Genomic DNA, 14476 nt, shown 5'->3' with positions numbered 1-14476 from the left:
GTTGCAGGACGACGCAAAAGGACGTCACAGGGGCCATCTGGGGCGGTGGTTGACCACCCCGCCGCAGTGAACGGGGTGGTGAGCAGCCGTGCCGACCGCGATAGCCGTCACCAGTCCCGACCTGGTGCTCCCACCGCTCGACCGGCAGACGCCGCCCGCCGCCGTCCAGCCCCAGCCCACGCTCGAGGCGTCCCTGACCGGCATGCAGGCGCTGATCGAGCAGCACGGGTACGTCATCGCCCTGCACCCCGCCTCCGGCGACGACCCGGCCGTGCAGCGGCTGCGCACCGTCCGCTCCGTCCTGGAGAGCGACCGCGTCGCGCTGCTCGGCATCGACCTGCCCCCGCTCGGACTCGCGTTGCTCGCCCAGCAGTTGCGCCAGCTGTCGGTCTGCGACTTCAGCCCCGGCGTCCTGGCGTCCTCCGCGCGCCTGCTGGCCCACTACGTCTACGCCGGCGCCCTCCTCGGCTCGGTCGCCAAGCTGGACCGCGTCCCCGTCCCGCTCACGTCCCACGCCAAGTCGTGGGTGCCGGGCGCCCAGTTCGCCGTACTCGCCGGCCCACGCCCCCGGCTCGTTCGGGTCGGGCAGGAGGACTTACCCGGCCCCGAGTTCGGCACCCGGATGCTCGTCGCCGCCGGGCAGCCGCCCTCCGACTGGGTCACCGCCTCCCTCGCCCCCGCCTGGCGGGTCCAGGGCGTCGGGACCGTGCCCCTGCCCCAGGACTCGGCCCGCTGGTGGGGCACCAACCGACTCGTCGAGTTCGCGGCCGGCCTGCACGACGTGTCCGTGCTCTACCAGCTCGTGTCGTCCGTACGGCGCGAGACCTGTCACTGGTGCGGACTGGAACTCATCGGCGACCGCTGCGGGTTCTGCGCCGCGCCCCTCCCGCCACCCCCCGAACAGCTACCGGCCACGGCCGTCCGCGCCGCCCTGCCGCGCGGCGGCACGTAGCCCCGTACGCGTTGGTCCGCAGTACGTCTCGCACAACGTTCGACCGCTCGACCGCTCGACCGCCCGACCGCTCGACCCGCCGTTCCTCCGCTCCGATCGAGGTTGTCCGCGTCATGAACTCACGCCAGCGCCGCGGCGTCATCCTGCTGGTCCTCTCGGCCCTCGCCGCCGTCGGCGCCTTCGCCGGGGTGCTGTCGGTGATCCGCGACGTGAACTCCAAGGTCGGCCCCGAGGTCACGGCGTACCGCCTCAAGAACGGCATCGACCCCTACAAGGCACTCACGCCCGACCAGTTCCAGAAGATCTCCATGCCGAAGCGGTGGCTGCCCGTCACCGCCGTCACCGATCTGGCCCGGATCCGCGGGAAGATCGCCGTGACCCGGCTGGAGAAGGGCTCCCTGCTCCAGAGCGACATGATCGTGGACCGGCCCGAACTCCAGCCGGGGCAGCAGGAGATCGCCATCATGATCGACGCCTCCACCGGCGTCGCGGGCAAGATCGATCCCGGGTCGCGGGTCAACATCTACGCCACCTTCAAGGCCGAAAACGACAAGGCCAAGGACGAGTCCAAGGTCATCGTGACCAACGCCCGCGTCCTCGACGTCGGCAAGCTCACCGCCCTCGACCCGGGCCAGTCCGGCGACGATCGGCGGCGCACCGCCACCGAGGCCGTCCCCATCACCTTCGCGCTCGGCACGGCGGACGCCCAACGGGTCGCGTACGCCGAGTCGTTCGCCACGCACGTCCGGCTCGCCCTGGTCGCGGGCGGCTCCCAGACCACCATCGCGCCGGGCGACCGTACGTACACCCTCGACCAGGACAAGTAGGAGGCCGCGCATGAGGTCCGTACCGGCCCCCAGCGGGCCTGTCCCCAGGCTGTCCGACGGTGCGGGGTGTCGCCGATGACCGTCCGCGTCCTCCCCGCCGTCGGCGACCTCGACGCCGCCCGCTCGCTCACCACCCTGCTCGGCCAGCTCCCCGACGCCGAGCCCGCCCCGCCCGTCCACGACTCCACGGCCCTGCTCGACAGCCTGGCGCGACTGGCCGCGGACTCCCTCGACGAGCTGCCCGAGGTCGTCCTCGTGCACGAGCGGATCGGGCCGGTGCCCGCGCTCGACCTGATCCGCGACCTGGTGATGCGGTTCCCGGCGGTCGGGGTCGTCCTCGTCACCGCAGACACCAGCACCGGCGTGCTCACCGCCGCGATGGACTCCGGCGCCCGCGGCATCGTCACCCTGCCGCTCGGCTACGACGCCCTCGCCGAACGCGTCCAGGCCGCCGCCGCCTGGTCCGCCGGTATGCGGCGCCACCTGAGCAGCGGCGCCCCCGAGTCGTACGCCGGACCCGGAGGGACCGTGGTCGCGGTGACCGGCGCGAAGGGCGGCGTCGGCGCCACGCTCACGGCCGTGCACCTCGCGCTCGCCGCCCGGGCGTCGGGCCGTACGGTCGCGCTGGTCGATCTCGATCTCCAGTCCGGGGACATCGCCTCCTACCTCGACGTGCAGTTCCGGCGCTCGGTCGCCGACCTCGCCGGGATCGCGGACATCAACCCGCGCGTCCTCCAGGACGCCCTCTACACCCACGACAGCGGCATCGGACTGCTCCTCGCCCCCGCCGAGGGCGAACGCGGGGAGGAGGTCACCGACCGGGTGACCCGCCAGGTCCTCGGCGCGCTGCGCTCCCGCCACGACGTGGTGATCGTCGACTGCGGCTCGCAGATGACCGCCGCCACCGCCGCGGCCGTCGAGATCGCCGACCAGGCCGTGCTGCTGGTCACCCCGGACGTCGTCGCGGTCCGCGCGGCCAAGCGGATGGTCCGCCTGTGGGACCGGCTCCAGATCCGCAAGGCCGAGGAGACGCTGACCGTCGTCAACCGTCACTCGCGCGGTACGGAGATCCAGCCCGGCCTCGTCGAACGCATCACCGGCACCAAGGTGGCCCGCGCCGCGGTCCCGGCCGCCTTCAAGGAACTCCAGTCGGTCGTGGACGCCGGACGCCTCCAGGACCTCGACGCCCGCTCCACCGTGAAGCAGGCGCTGTGGGCGCTGGCGGGGGAGCTGGAGCTGGTGCAGGCGCAGGAGGGCGGCGGGCGGCGGCGCCGGACGCCGTCGGACCGGGGCGCGCTGAGCCTGTGGCGCAAGGGCGGTGACCGGGGGTCGGTGACCCTGGAGTTCGCCGGGATGTTCCCGCTGGTGCTGGTCGTGCTCGCGCTGCTGTGGGAGTGCGTGCTCTACGGCTACACGTACTCGCTGGCGGGCAACGCGGCGGACGAGGCGGCTCGGGCCGCCACGGCGGCGTACGCCGTGGGGGGCGATGTGGCGGGTGCGTGCCAGTCGGCGGGTGCCCAGCATCTGCCGGACGCCTGGCAGGGGGCGGACATCACCTGCACCCCGGCAGGGCCGGTGATGAAGGCGACGGTCCATGCCGACGTCCCGCTGTTCTTCCCGGGCGTCAACCCGGGCTGGCAGGTCGACGGCTCGGCGGGGGCGGCGCTGGAAGGGAACAGCCCATGAGGCTTCTTCTCCGCCGCCGAGGGTCGCCCCGGACGGGACGGCGAGTCCGCCGCTGGGACGACCGAGGCGTCTCCATGCTCGAGTTCGCCGGCTTCCTGCCCATCCTCCTCGTCATCGGCATGGCCGCCATCCAGCTCGGCCTCATCGGCTACGGCATCAACCAGGCCGGGTCGGGGGCCCGAGCTGCCGCCCGGGCCGCCTCGCAGAACAGGGACGGGGCAGCGGCCGGTTCCGCGGCCGTCAGCGGCTGGCTCAGCCCCGAGGTCGACGCTCCCAAGGGCGCCGACACCACCACCGCCACCGTCACCGTCCGCGTCCCGGCAGTCATCCCCCTCTTCAGCGGCTGGACCGTCACCCGCCGCGCCACCATGCCCAACGACCCGGACCCCTTCATCCCGGAGAGGAGCTGACGACGGCATGAGCCTGCGCTCCCGTATCGCCGCCCCCGACGACGGGGGAGCCGCCCGCGAGGACGGACACCTCGTCGCGCTCTACCGTGCCAAGCTCCTGGAGGAGATCGACCTCGCCGAGATGTCGGGCCTCGCCACCGCCGAACGCCGGGTCCGGCTCGAACGCGTCCTCGGCCACATCATCAGCCGTGAAGGCCCCGTCCTCTCCTCCGCCGAGCGCTCCCAGCTGATCCGACGGGTCGTCGACGAAGCCCTCGGCCTCGGTGTCCTCGAACCGCTCCTCGCCGACGCGTCCATCACCGAGATCATGGTCAACGGCCCCGACTCGATCTTCGTGGAGCGGGCGGGCCGCGTCGAACAGCTCCCGCTCCGCTTCGCCTCCGCCGAGCAGCTGATGCAGACGATCGAACGCATCGTCTCCACCGTCAACCGCCGCGTCGACGAGTCGAACCCCATGGTCGACGCCCGCCTGCCCACCGGTGAGCGCGTCAACGTCATCCTCCCGCCGCTCGCCCTGACCGGCCCCACTCTCACCATCCGCCGCTTCCCGCGCGCCTACACGCTGCCCGAACTCATCGGCCTCGGCTCCCTGGACGAGCAGATGCTGATGCTGCTCGCCGCGTTCGTCCGCGCCCGCTTCAACCTGATCGTCAGCGGCGGCACGGGCTCCGGGAAGACGACCCTGCTCAACGCGCTCTCCGGGCTCATCCCCTCCCAGGAGCGCATCATCACCATCGAGGACTCCGCCGAACTCCAGCTCCAGCAGGAGCACGTGATCCGGCTGGAGTCCCGCCCGCCGAACGTCGAGGGCAAGGGCCAGATCACCATCCGCGACCTGGTCCGCAACAGCCTGCGGATGCGGCCCGACCGCATCATCGTCGGCGAGGTCCGCGGCGGCGAGACGCTCGACATGCTCCAGGCGATGTCGACGGGCCACGACGGCTCGCTCGCCACGGTGCACGCCAACTCGGCGGAGGACGCGCTGATGCGGTTGCAGACCCTCGGCTCGATGTCGGAGGTCATGATTCCCTTCGAGGCGCTGAAGGACCAGATCAACTCGGCCGTCGACGTGGTCGTGCAGCTCGCCCGGTATCCCGACGGCTCCCGCAAGGTCGTGGAGATCGCACTCGTCGTGTCGCACGGCCGCGAACAGTTCCGTGTCGCCACCGTGTCCCGTTTCGTGCCCCAGCCCCTCGGCCCCGACCGGATCGTCCGCGGCCGCTTCGAGCACCTCCCGCTGCCCCGGACGGTCGCGGAGAAGCTGTACGGCGCGGGCGAACCGCTTCCGCCGGCCTTCGGGGTCGCGGACGCCCTCGACGTACTGAACACGAGGCAGGCCATCGGATGATCCCCGTCCCCCTCTGGAGCCGGTCATGAACGACCCCGCCCATCTCAGGAGCCGGTCATGAACGACCCCGCCCTCCTCGCCCTCGGCGCCACCGTCCTCACCGGCACGCTCGCCGTCGCGGGCGTGCACTCGTACGCCTCCGGCCGTGCCCAGCGCCGGGCGCTCGTCGACCGGCTCTCCGGCGCCGCGGGCGGCCCGATCCGCACGGCGGCCGGCCGCGTACGGCGCTTTGCGGCCGTGGACCACAGGCTGCGCCGCACCCGCCTGGGACGCGCCATCCACATGCGCCTCTCGGCGACGGGCCTCGATCTGACGGCGGGGGAGTTCTTCATCTACGTCGCTGCGGTCGTCGTGGCGCTGTGGCTGATCGCGGCGTCCACCCTGGCGCCCTTCTTCGGCCCGATCGCCGGCCTGGTCGGCATCTGGAGCGCAGCCATCTTCCTCAACTGGCAGCGGCAGAAACGCATCGAGGCGTTCATCAACCAGCTCCCTGACGTGGCCCGCCTGCTGGCCAACGCCACCGCCGCCGGACTCGCCCTGCGCACCGCGCTCGCCATGGCGGCGGAGGAGCTGGAGGCCCCGGCGGGCGAGGAACTGGCCCGGGTCGCCGACCAGCTGTCGCTGGGCCGCTCGGTCGACGACACCCTGGACGAGCTGGCCGAACGCCTCCCGTCGCGCGAGCTGATCGTCCTCGTCACCACCCTCGTCCTGGCCAACAAGGCGGGCGGCTCGGTGGTCAACTCGCTGCGCAACCTCACCCAGACCCTGGAGGACCGCAAGGAGACCCGGCGCGAGGTCCGCACGATGCTCTCCGAGGTCAACGCGACGGCCTTCACGGTCCCGATGCTCGGCCTGGGCTCGCTGATCCTGGTCAACTCCTCGAACGAGGGCGCCCTGGAACGCGTCACCGGCTCCCCGCTCGGCCAGGGCCTGGTCCTGCTCTCCCTCGGTCTCTACACGATCGGCTTCTTCGTCATCCGCCGCCTCGGCAAGATCGAAGTGTGAGGGGGAGACCACGATGCTTCCGCTGCTCCTCGCCTTACTGATGGCGGTCTCCGTCGCCGGCGTCCTCCTCGGCGTCCGGATGATCCGCGCGGACGCGAAACTCCCGAGCGATCTCGCACTCGCCCTGGAGGTCGGCGCGACCCGGGTCTCCAGGGCGGGCTCGGTGGTGGACCGCCTCGGCATCCGCTTCGCCCCACTCGTGCTGCGCCTGATGGGTCCGCGCCGCGTGGAGGCCAAACGCCGCCGCATCGACATGGCGGGCAACCCCGGCGGCCTGACCCTGAACCGGTACGCCGCACGCCGGGCGGTCTACGGCATCTTCGGCCTGGTGCTGGGCCTGATGTTCCTGACGAACGGGCAACTGCTCTTCGCGGCCGCCACCTTCGCCTTCGGCCTCTTCGCCGCCGACGCCCTGATCTGGCAGGCCATCCGGGAACGCAAGGACGTCATCGACCGCACCCTGCCGGACTTCCTGGACGTCCTCGCGGTCGTCGTCTCGGCGGGCCTCGGTTTCCGTCAGGCGCTCGACCGGGTCGCGGAGAAGTACGAGGGCCCCTGGGCCGATGAACTGCGGATCACCCTGCGCCAGATGGACATGGGCGTCAGCCGCCGCCAGGCCTTCGACGAACTGCGCAGGCGCAACTCCTCCGAACAGGTCGCCCAGTTCGTCTCGGCGCTGCAACAGGGCGAGGAGCTGGGCTCGCCCATCGCCGAAACCCTGATCCAGCTGGCCACGGACATGCGCCGCACGGACGCCCAGAACGCCCGCCGCCGCGCCGCCAAGACGATCCCCAAGGCCACGCTCGTCACCCTGGTGTTCATGCTCCCGGCGACGATGATCCTGATCGCCACGGGGATGTTCCTGGGGTCGGGGACGGACTTCGGATCGATTCTGGGCCGATGACGATGAGCCGCACGAGTCACCCCGCCCCCGGGTACCTGGAGGACGACGCCCCCGCTCCCGCGAGCGTCCGCCTCCAGCTCGGCGCGCTCCAGGCGCTGTGCCGCCAGACCGTGGCCGTACGCCTCGCCCTGGTCCTGATCGGCACACCCTTCGCCCTGGCCAACACACCCGAAGACGGCCCCCGCTACGCCGCCGTCGCGGCAGCCGTCCTCGGCGTCACGGCCTCCTACGCCGTGCTCCGCGACTGGGACCGCGTGGGCCCGCGCCTTCTCGCGCACCCCACGCTCATGGCGCTGGACCTGCTCTTCGTCGCCACACTGCTCCTGACCGCCTCCCCGGCCTCCCCCCTCGCGTACGCCACGGTCTGCACGCCCTTGCTGTCCGGCCTGCTGTACGGCTGGCGCGGCGCGGGCGTCCTCACGGGTCTGCAACTCGCGGTGGTGTTCTCGGTCTTTCGGGCTTGGGAACACCATCCCGGCGCGGCTGCCAGCACGCTCCTCATCGCCGGTTTCTGCGTCGCCGCCGGCATCATCGGCGTGACTCTGCGCAACCTGATGTTCCGTTTCGGCGCGGCCAGCGAGGCGCTGTCCCAAGCCGATGCCCGCCTGGCCGCAGCGGAGGCGGTGGAGTCCGAACGGGCCCGCCTGGCCAGGGAGATGCACGACTCGGTGGCGAAGACGCTGCACGGCCTGGCCTTGGCGGCACAGGCGCTGGCCGCCTCGGCGGACCAGGGCGACCCGGATACGCTCAAGCGCCAGGCCACGCTGGTCGCCGGGGCGGCGCGCAGAGCGGCGGCGGAGTCCCGCGACCTGCTCTGCGACCTGCGACGCCGTACGGGCGTCACGTCGGCTCACCTGGACCTGGCGGCCGAACTCACCGGGGTGACCGAGGATTTCGCGCGCCGCACCGGCACGACGGTGGCCCTGGGAAAACCGGACGTCCCCCTGCTCCTGCCGTACACGACCGCCCAGCACGTCCTGGCGATCGTCTCGGAGGCGCTGGAGAACACCCACCGCCACGCCCGAGCGAGCCGGATACGGATCGAACTCGAGGCGCCCGACAACGCCGTGCTGGACCTACGGGTGGCAGACGACGGTGTCGGCCTGCCCCCGTCGGCCAGGCCCGAGAGCCTGGCGAAAACCGGCCACTTCGGCCTGCTCGGCATGACGGAACGCGCCGCCTCCCTCGGCGGCCATCTCAGCCTGGGCCGCTCATCGCTGGGCGGCGCCGGGATCCACCTGCACATCCCCCTCCCCGCGACCGCTTCCCCCACCCCGCAAGAGGAGGCCGCACATGCCTGACCTGCCCGACCAGGCACAACCCGGCCCGCGCCTGCGCGTCCTCGTGGCCGACGACAACCCGGTCGTCCGGGCGGGCCTGACCGCCCTGCTGACCGTCCACCCCGACATGGAGGTGGTCGCGGAGGCGGCGGACGGCACCCAGGCCCTCACGTACGCCACCCGCCACCGCCCCGACGTCATCCTCCTCGACCACCGCATGCCGGGCACGGACGGCCTGACGGCACTGCCGCGACTGGCCGCCCAGGCCCCCGTGATGATGCTGACGTACAGCCGAGAACCCGAGGTGGTGGCGGAGGCCCTGCGCCGCGGGGCCTCGGGCTACCTGGTCCACGGGGAGTTCACCGCTGCGGAACTGATCGCGGCCGTACGGGGCCTGACGGAGGGGCGGCGGACGATGTCCCCGTGCGCTGTCCGGTCTTCGCTCGGCGTTTCCTACGAAGAGAAGGAAGTCTCTTCGCAGCTGCAACCGGTTATGACACAGTCGTCGGGGGTTCCGCCCGCCCGGGCGGGGGGTCTGCGGCGCCGTGCCGCGGGGTGGCCGGCCTTCGGGCTGAGTTCGAGGGAGGTGGAGGTCATGGACCTCATAGCGGCCGGTATGAACAACCGGCAGATCGCCGCCGCCTGCTTCATCAGCGAGAAGACGGTCAAGAACCACATCAACCGCATCTTCGCGAAGCTGCAGAGTTCATCACGGAGCGAAGCGATCGCTCGCTGGCTGGGGACGGCTCGGGAGGGGTGGAGCCGATGAGGGCACCGGCGCGCGGAAGTTGGGCCCCTGGGCCCACGAAGAGTGAGGGTGCTCTCACCTACGGTGTTTCGGTTGGTGGTTGCCGCATCGGGTGGGAGGGCCGGGGCCGTGATGAGCAGGATCAGGCGCGGGGTGGGCACGTGGGGGCGGACCGTGGGGGCCCGGATGCGGGGGGCTGGACGGGATGCGGGGGCGGGGTTCGTGGAGTATGCGGGTCTGATGATCATCGTCGCCGCCATCTTCACCATGGTCCACGGCTTGGGTCTGGACAACATCATCTCGCAGGCGATTTTGCGCGCCGTGAACAACGTCACCGGCGGCTGAGTCTCACCCAGCGACTGAACGACCGTGGACAGACACTCCCTATCTACATCTGGCTGACCGGGATCCTGCTGTTTGCCGCGTTCGCCTTCTTCGCCTTCGCCCAAGCAGCGTCCGCCCGCAATGGAGCTCAGTCCGCAGCGGACGCCGCCGCTTTGGCTGCGGCACAGGATGCCCGCGACCAACTGATGGACCGTCTCGATGCCGTCATCGGGAAGGATGACGACTGGCTGACCTGGTTGGGCGGCAGACTGCCCGCTGACGACGGAGCCCCCACCGCCGCCGCGCAGCGATTGGCTGCCGAGAACGACTCGACCGTCGAGGGCGGAATCCAGCCGGTAACCAGAGGTGGCTATCCCGGATTCCAGGTGGCTGTGCAGACGAACTACACGGTGGGTGACTCGGTCATTCCCGGCACGGAGGGCATCCATGCGAGGGCCCATGCCATTGCAGTCATCCAGCCGCGCTGCGACTTCGACTTGAACGCTGATCCCAAGAAACCCGTGCAACTGAACTGTGACGGCCAGACCGTGGACATCGACCCTAAAGATTTCAAACCGGTCGACCTTCCTGACGCGTCCGTGCTGTTCTCTGTGCATCTGGCTGAGTGAAAGGAAGCCGCACCCATGGACTTTCGGCACACCCTGAAGGGTCGCAGGGCGCTGAGCGCGGTTGCGGTCGCGACTGGGCTGCTCCTCACGGTGGCCGGTTGTGGCGGGGGAGGTGACGATACGTCGGAAAAGGGAACGGCGGCTGCGTCCGCTCCTGCCCGGAGCAGCAGTAAGGGGGATCAGAAGCAATCGCAGGCACCTCAGTCGGAGGCGGCGCTCGCCGAGGTGAAGGGGGAGAACGGCCTGACCTTGACGGTTACCTCCGCCAAGCGCGACAACGGGGGTTTCGTAACAGTTGAGGGAACCGTCACGAACAACACTGGCAACCCGTGGGTCGGGGGCAACTGGCGCGGAGACGAGCAGGAGCTGGCCAGGAATGGCGGGTCAATCGCAGGTGCCAGCCTGATCGATCAGAAGGGCAAGAAGAAGTACCTCATCTTGCGTGACACTTCCGGTCGCTGTCTCTGCACGCAATTCAGTGGTGGGGTCAAGAACGGTGAGACCGTGCAGTGGTTCGCTCAGTTCCCCGCACCGCCCCAAGGCACGGACAAGGTCGACTTCCAGGTCGGCTCCATGCCCCCCGCTTCCATCGAGATCTCCGAGGGGTGACCGGCTCATGCGCTGCCCCCTCCGACCGGCCACTGCGCTGACGTGTCTGACGGCCCTCATGCTGGCATGTGGTCCCACAGCCGTCGCCGACGACAACCCCAGCGCACCCCCCGGCACCGTAACCACCGCCCCACCCCCCTCCATCGACCCCGCCAGCCCGGGCCTGAAGCTCGCCGACGGGGCCGCTCTCGCGCCCGCCAAGGTGCTGGACATCAAGTCGGTCGTCGAGGACCTCGGTGGTGAGGAGCGGCGTGAGGACACCAACGAGAACGTCACCTTCGCGCTCCAGGCGGAAGTGCTGTTCCCCAAGGACAGCTCCAAGCTCAACCCGGAGGCGCGCTCCCGTATCGACGCGATCGCGGACGAGATCAAGAAGCAGAACGGGACCACCGTCCGCGTCTTCGGCTTCACCGACAACCTCGGTTCGTACGCCCACGGCCTGACCTTGTCCAAAGAGCGCGCGGAGGCGGTCCACGACCAACTGGCCGCCCGCCTCGGCGGCAACGTCACCTTCGAGGTGCGCGGCTACAGCGAGGACTACCCGATCGCGGACAACTCCACGGAGGAGGGGCGCCGCAAGAACCGCCGGGTGGAGGTGTCCTTCCCGAGGGGAGGGTCCGACGGCGCCGGCGCATCCGGCGACGGCGGCGCGGCGATTTCCGGCGGCTGACACTCCGCGAGGAAGCGATCGGGAGGCGCCTGCGCTGAGTACCGTGGGCGCCGGTGCGGTCGGACGTCGATGAGGTGGGCCATGAGGAAGATCGTCCTGATGATGTCGGTGTCCCTCGACGGCTATATGGAGGGCCCGAACCGCGAGATCGACTGGCACGTCGTCGACGACGAACTCCACCAGCACTTCAACGACGTCCTCAAGGAGATGGGCGCCTTCCTCCAAGGGCGGGTCACCTACGAGCTCATGGCCGGATACTGGCCCGACGCCGACCGGGACCCCGACGCCTCCGCGCCCGTCGTCGAGTTCGCACGCATCTGGCGGAACATGCCGAAGGTGGTGTTCTCCCGCACCCTCCAGCACGCCGACCGGCACACCACCATCGTCCGGGACGTGGTCGTGGACGACATCCTCGCGCTCAAGGCACAGGACGGCGGCGACTTCACGCTCGGCGGCGCAGAACTGGCCGCGGAGTTCCTGCGGCACGACCTCGTCGACGAGTTCCGCGTGTACGTCCACCCGGTCCTCCTCGGTCGTGGCAGACGCCTGTTCCCGGAGGGCGACGCGCTCACCACCCTCCGGCTGATCGACTCCCGCAGGTTCGGCAACGGCGTCGTACTTCTGCACTACGGGCGCCCGGAGACGGGCGGCCGGTAAAGGTGTTGCCCGGTCGGCAGCCGCTGGGTAGGAAGGCCGCATGACTGGACTCGGTGCTGTGTTCCGGCCCCAACTGCCCCCGGAGCGACTGCGTACGATCGCGCGGCTCGCGGAGGAGGCGGGCCTCGAGGAGCTGTGGCTGTGGGAGGACTGCTTCCTGGAAGGGGGAGTCTCCACGGCGTCCGCCGCGCTCGCCTGGACCGAACGGCTGCGCGTGGGCGTCGGACTGCTGCCCGTCCCGCTCAGGAACGTCGCCCTCACCGCGATGGAGGCCGCCACGCTCGAGCGCATGTTCCCCGGACGGGCCGTCCTCTGCGTCGGGCACGGCGTCCAGAGCTGGATGGGGCAGGTCGGTGCCCGCGCCGAGTCGCCCGTGACGCTGCTGCGGGAGTACCTGGACGCGCTGCGGGCCCTGCTGCGCGGCGAGCGGGTCACCACGGACGGGCGGTACGTGAAGCTGGACGACGTCGCCCTGGACTGGCCGCCGGCGCAGGCCGTCCGCATCCTCGCCGGGGTCACCGGTCCGCGCTCGTTGCGCCTGTCCGGTGAGGCGGCGGACGGCACGCTCCTCACCGCCGCCACGGCACCGGAGGGCGTACGGGCGGCCCGTGGGATCGTCGACGAGGGACGCGCGGTGGCCGGTCGCACCGACCCGCACCCCGTCGTGGTCTACCTCCGCGCCACCACCGGTCCGGACGCTGCCGCCCGGCTGCGCGCCGAGATCGAGCGGGAGGGAGGGGTGGAACACGGCGTGGCAGGGGACGCGGGCACGGTCGCCAAGGCCGTGCAGCAGCTCGCGGAGGCCGGCGCGGACACGGTGGTCCTGCAGCCGACCGGCGACGAACCGGACCCCGAGGGGTTCGTGCGGTTCGTGGCCGAGGAGGTACGGCCGCTCGTGCCGTAGGCCGGCCGCTGCGCCGGACTCGCGCGCTGGTCCGGTCACCCATGAGCCGGTCACCCGTGCCTCCGTAATTCGGTCGCGTCCGCTTCCGTGGCGCTGGGAAGATCGCGGCATGTCCGCCCACCGTTCGTTCGAAGAGCTCGTCCGCGAGGCCGTCGAGGCTCCCGTCGACGGCTGGGACTTCTCCTGGTTCGAGGGACGGGCCACCGAGGAGCGGCCGCCGTGGGGGTATGCCCGGTCGATGGTGCGGCGGCTCGCCCGCGCGTCCGCCGCGCTCGACGTCCAGACCGGGGGAGGGGAGGTCCTGGCCTCCGCGCCGACGCTGCCGCCGGTCACCGTCGCCACCGAGGGGTGGCCGGCGAACGTCGCCAGGGCCACCGCTCTGCTGCATCCGCGCGGTGCGGTCGTCGTCGCCTCGGCGGAGGATGCGCCGCTTCCGTTCGCCGAAGCCGCGTTCGACCTGGTCACCAGTCGGCACCCGGTGCGCACCCACTGGGGCGAGATCGCGCGTGTGCTGCGCCCCGGCGGCACGTACTTCTCGCAGCAGGTCGGCCCGGCGAGCGCCTTCGAGGTCGTCGAGCACTTCCTCGGGCCACAGCCGGAGGAGGTGCGCGGCGGACGCGATCCGCTGCGGGCGTGCGCCGAGGCCGAAGCGGCCGGACTGGACGTCGTGGATCTGCGGGAGGCCCGGTTGCGCATGGAGTTCCACGACATCGGGGCCGTCGTGCACTTCCTGCGCAAGGTGGTCTGGATGGTGCCGGACTTCACCGTGGAGCGGTACGAGGGCAGGTTGCGGTCCCTGCACGAGCGGATCGTGGCGGAGGGCCCGTTCGTCGCGCACAGCACGCGGTTCCTGATCGAGGCGCGCAAGCCGGGGGCGTAGGTTTTCCGCATCGTTATGGAGGCCGACTCCCGTCGCCTCCGATGGCTCGAGTAAGTTCAGACCAAGGTAATTCGCGTGAGTGAAGCTGCGCGGGCGGTACCGCGCAGTGGAGGGGGCTGCGCGGTGCCGTGCACTGCGTGCCGGTGCGGCGCTCCTACGGCGTCACGCATCCTGTACGTCGACCCGTACGCCGGGTCTGATCCCCCAGCGCTCCATCGCCCCGGCCTCCGCCTCCAGGACGTGGCGCGCACGCGGGCGGGGGAGGCCGATGCGGCCCGGCGGCATCGTCCGGACCGCCATGACCCGCAATGTCCGGTCCAGATACGCCACATCGATCGGAAACCGCATCCCCAGGGTGTGCACCGTGTTCGCCGGACTCAGCAGCAGCGCGCCGTCGATCCCGTCGCGTCCGAGGAGCCCGCGTCGCCGGGCCTGCGCGGACCGTGCGACCTCCAGTGGCACCGGGTGGAGCGTCTCCGGTGTGGTGAGCGTGGGCATGACTGCGAAGTTAGCGGCGGCGTCAAGTGAGGACTTCTGGTGCGGGTCACTCGGGCGGAGTACGGCGGGGCATGTCGCCGGGTGACCCACACGAGGGCGCACACCCCTTGGATCCCTTGGGTTTCGGCCGTATTACACCGGGAAT

At 71.1% G+C, this 14476-nt stretch carries 17 protein-coding genes; 16 read left to right on the top strand and 1 reads right to left on the bottom strand.

What is annotated here, in order from left to right:
* Window positions 1-88: 88 nt before the first annotated feature.
* From ACZ7L1_RS05860 to ACZ7L1_RS05785, 16 genes are all read left to right on the top strand, one after another.
* Complete coding sequence (locus ACZ7L1_RS05860) at window positions 89-952, top strand: hypothetical protein (protein ID WP_471434534.1); 864 nt, start codon at window positions 89-91, stop codon at window positions 950-952.
* 113 nt (window positions 953-1065) lie between these two features.
* Window positions 1066-1779, top strand: a complete 714-nt coding sequence (gene cpaB / locus ACZ7L1_RS05855; RefSeq protein ID WP_471434532.1) for a Flp pilus assembly protein CpaB — start codon at window positions 1066-1068, stop codon at window positions 1777-1779.
* A 75-nt stretch (window positions 1780-1854) separates the two neighbouring features.
* On the top strand, window positions 1855-3465 hold the full coding sequence (locus ACZ7L1_RS05850; protein WP_471434531.1) for an AAA family ATPase: 1611 nt from the start codon (window positions 1855-1857) through the stop codon (window positions 3463-3465).
* A 74-nt stretch (window positions 3466-3539) separates the two neighbouring features.
* Complete coding sequence (locus tag ACZ7L1_RS05845; RefSeq protein WP_471434529.1) at window positions 3540-3875, top strand: TadE/TadG family type IV pilus assembly protein; 336 nt, start codon at window positions 3540-3542, stop codon at window positions 3873-3875.
* Between the two features lie 7 nt (window positions 3876-3882).
* Complete coding sequence (locus tag ACZ7L1_RS05840; protein WP_471434527.1) at window positions 3883-5223, top strand: CpaF family protein; 1341 nt, start codon at window positions 3883-3885, stop codon at window positions 5221-5223.
* Window positions 5224-5280: 57 nt separating this feature from the next.
* Window positions 5281-6228, top strand: coding sequence for a type II secretion system F family protein (locus tag ACZ7L1_RS05835; protein ID WP_471434525.1), 948 nt, complete (start codon window positions 5281-5283; stop codon window positions 6226-6228).
* A gap of 13 nt (window positions 6229-6241) precedes the next feature.
* A complete protein-coding gene (locus ACZ7L1_RS05830; protein WP_471434523.1) occupies window positions 6242-7132 on the top strand; it encodes a DUF5936 domain-containing protein in 891 nt (296 codons plus the stop codon).
* Window positions 7129-8433, top strand: coding sequence for a sensor histidine kinase (locus tag ACZ7L1_RS05825; protein WP_471434521.1), 1305 nt, complete (start codon window positions 7129-7131; stop codon window positions 8431-8433). The genes ACZ7L1_RS05830 and ACZ7L1_RS05825 overlap by 4 nt, the downstream gene beginning before the upstream one ends.
* A complete protein-coding gene (locus ACZ7L1_RS05820; protein WP_471434519.1) occupies window positions 8426-9181 on the top strand; it encodes a response regulator in 756 nt (251 codons plus the stop codon). Before ACZ7L1_RS05825 ends, ACZ7L1_RS05820 begins: the two co-directional genes overlap by 8 nt.
* 111 nt (window positions 9182-9292) lie before the next feature.
* Entirely contained in the window at window positions 9293-9505 is a 213-nt protein-coding gene (locus ACZ7L1_RS05815) for a hypothetical protein (protein ID WP_471434871.1), read from the top strand.
* The gene (locus ACZ7L1_RS05810) at window positions 9502-10113 is read left to right on the top strand and encodes a pilus assembly protein TadG-related protein (RefSeq protein WP_471434869.1); all 612 of its coding nucleotides are present in this window, start codon (window positions 9502-9504) and stop codon (window positions 10111-10113) included. The genes ACZ7L1_RS05815 and ACZ7L1_RS05810 overlap by 4 nt, the downstream gene beginning before the upstream one ends.
* 15 nt (window positions 10114-10128) lie before the next feature.
* Window positions 10129-10722: a hypothetical protein gene (locus ACZ7L1_RS05805; protein ID WP_471434517.1), complete on the top strand. Its 594-nt coding sequence runs from the start codon at window positions 10129-10131 to the stop codon at window positions 10720-10722.
* 58 nt (window positions 10723-10780) lie between these two features.
* Complete coding sequence (locus ACZ7L1_RS05800; protein WP_471434515.1) at window positions 10781-11392, top strand: OmpA family protein; 612 nt, start codon at window positions 10781-10783, stop codon at window positions 11390-11392.
* Between the two features lie 81 nt (window positions 11393-11473).
* Complete coding sequence (locus tag ACZ7L1_RS05795) at window positions 11474-12049, top strand: dihydrofolate reductase family protein (protein ID WP_471434513.1); 576 nt, start codon at window positions 11474-11476, stop codon at window positions 12047-12049.
* Window positions 12050-12089: 40 nt separating this feature from the next.
* Window positions 12090-12953, top strand: a complete 864-nt coding sequence (locus ACZ7L1_RS05790; protein ID WP_471434511.1) for an LLM class flavin-dependent oxidoreductase — start codon at window positions 12090-12092, stop codon at window positions 12951-12953.
* A 109-nt stretch (window positions 12954-13062) separates the two neighbouring features.
* Window positions 13063-13833 carry a class I SAM-dependent methyltransferase gene (locus ACZ7L1_RS05785; RefSeq protein WP_471434509.1) on the top strand — a complete coding sequence of 257 codons (771 nt, stop codon included), beginning with the start codon at window positions 13063-13065 and terminating at the stop codon, window positions 13831-13833.
* A gap of 162 nt (window positions 13834-13995) precedes the next feature.
* On the opposite strand, the gene ACZ7L1_RS05780 is transcribed toward ACZ7L1_RS05785, so the two are convergent.
* Complete coding sequence (locus ACZ7L1_RS05780; protein WP_471434508.1) at window positions 13996-14331, bottom strand: DUF192 domain-containing protein; 336 nt, start codon at window positions 14329-14331, stop codon at window positions 13996-13998.
* Window positions 14332-14476: the final 145 nt, after the last annotated feature.

It is taken from the genome of Streptomyces sp. NPDC107546 (assembly GCF_055639175.1).
Note: the sequence above shows the minus strand (reverse complement) of the source record. Positions and strands in the feature narration are given on the sequence as shown.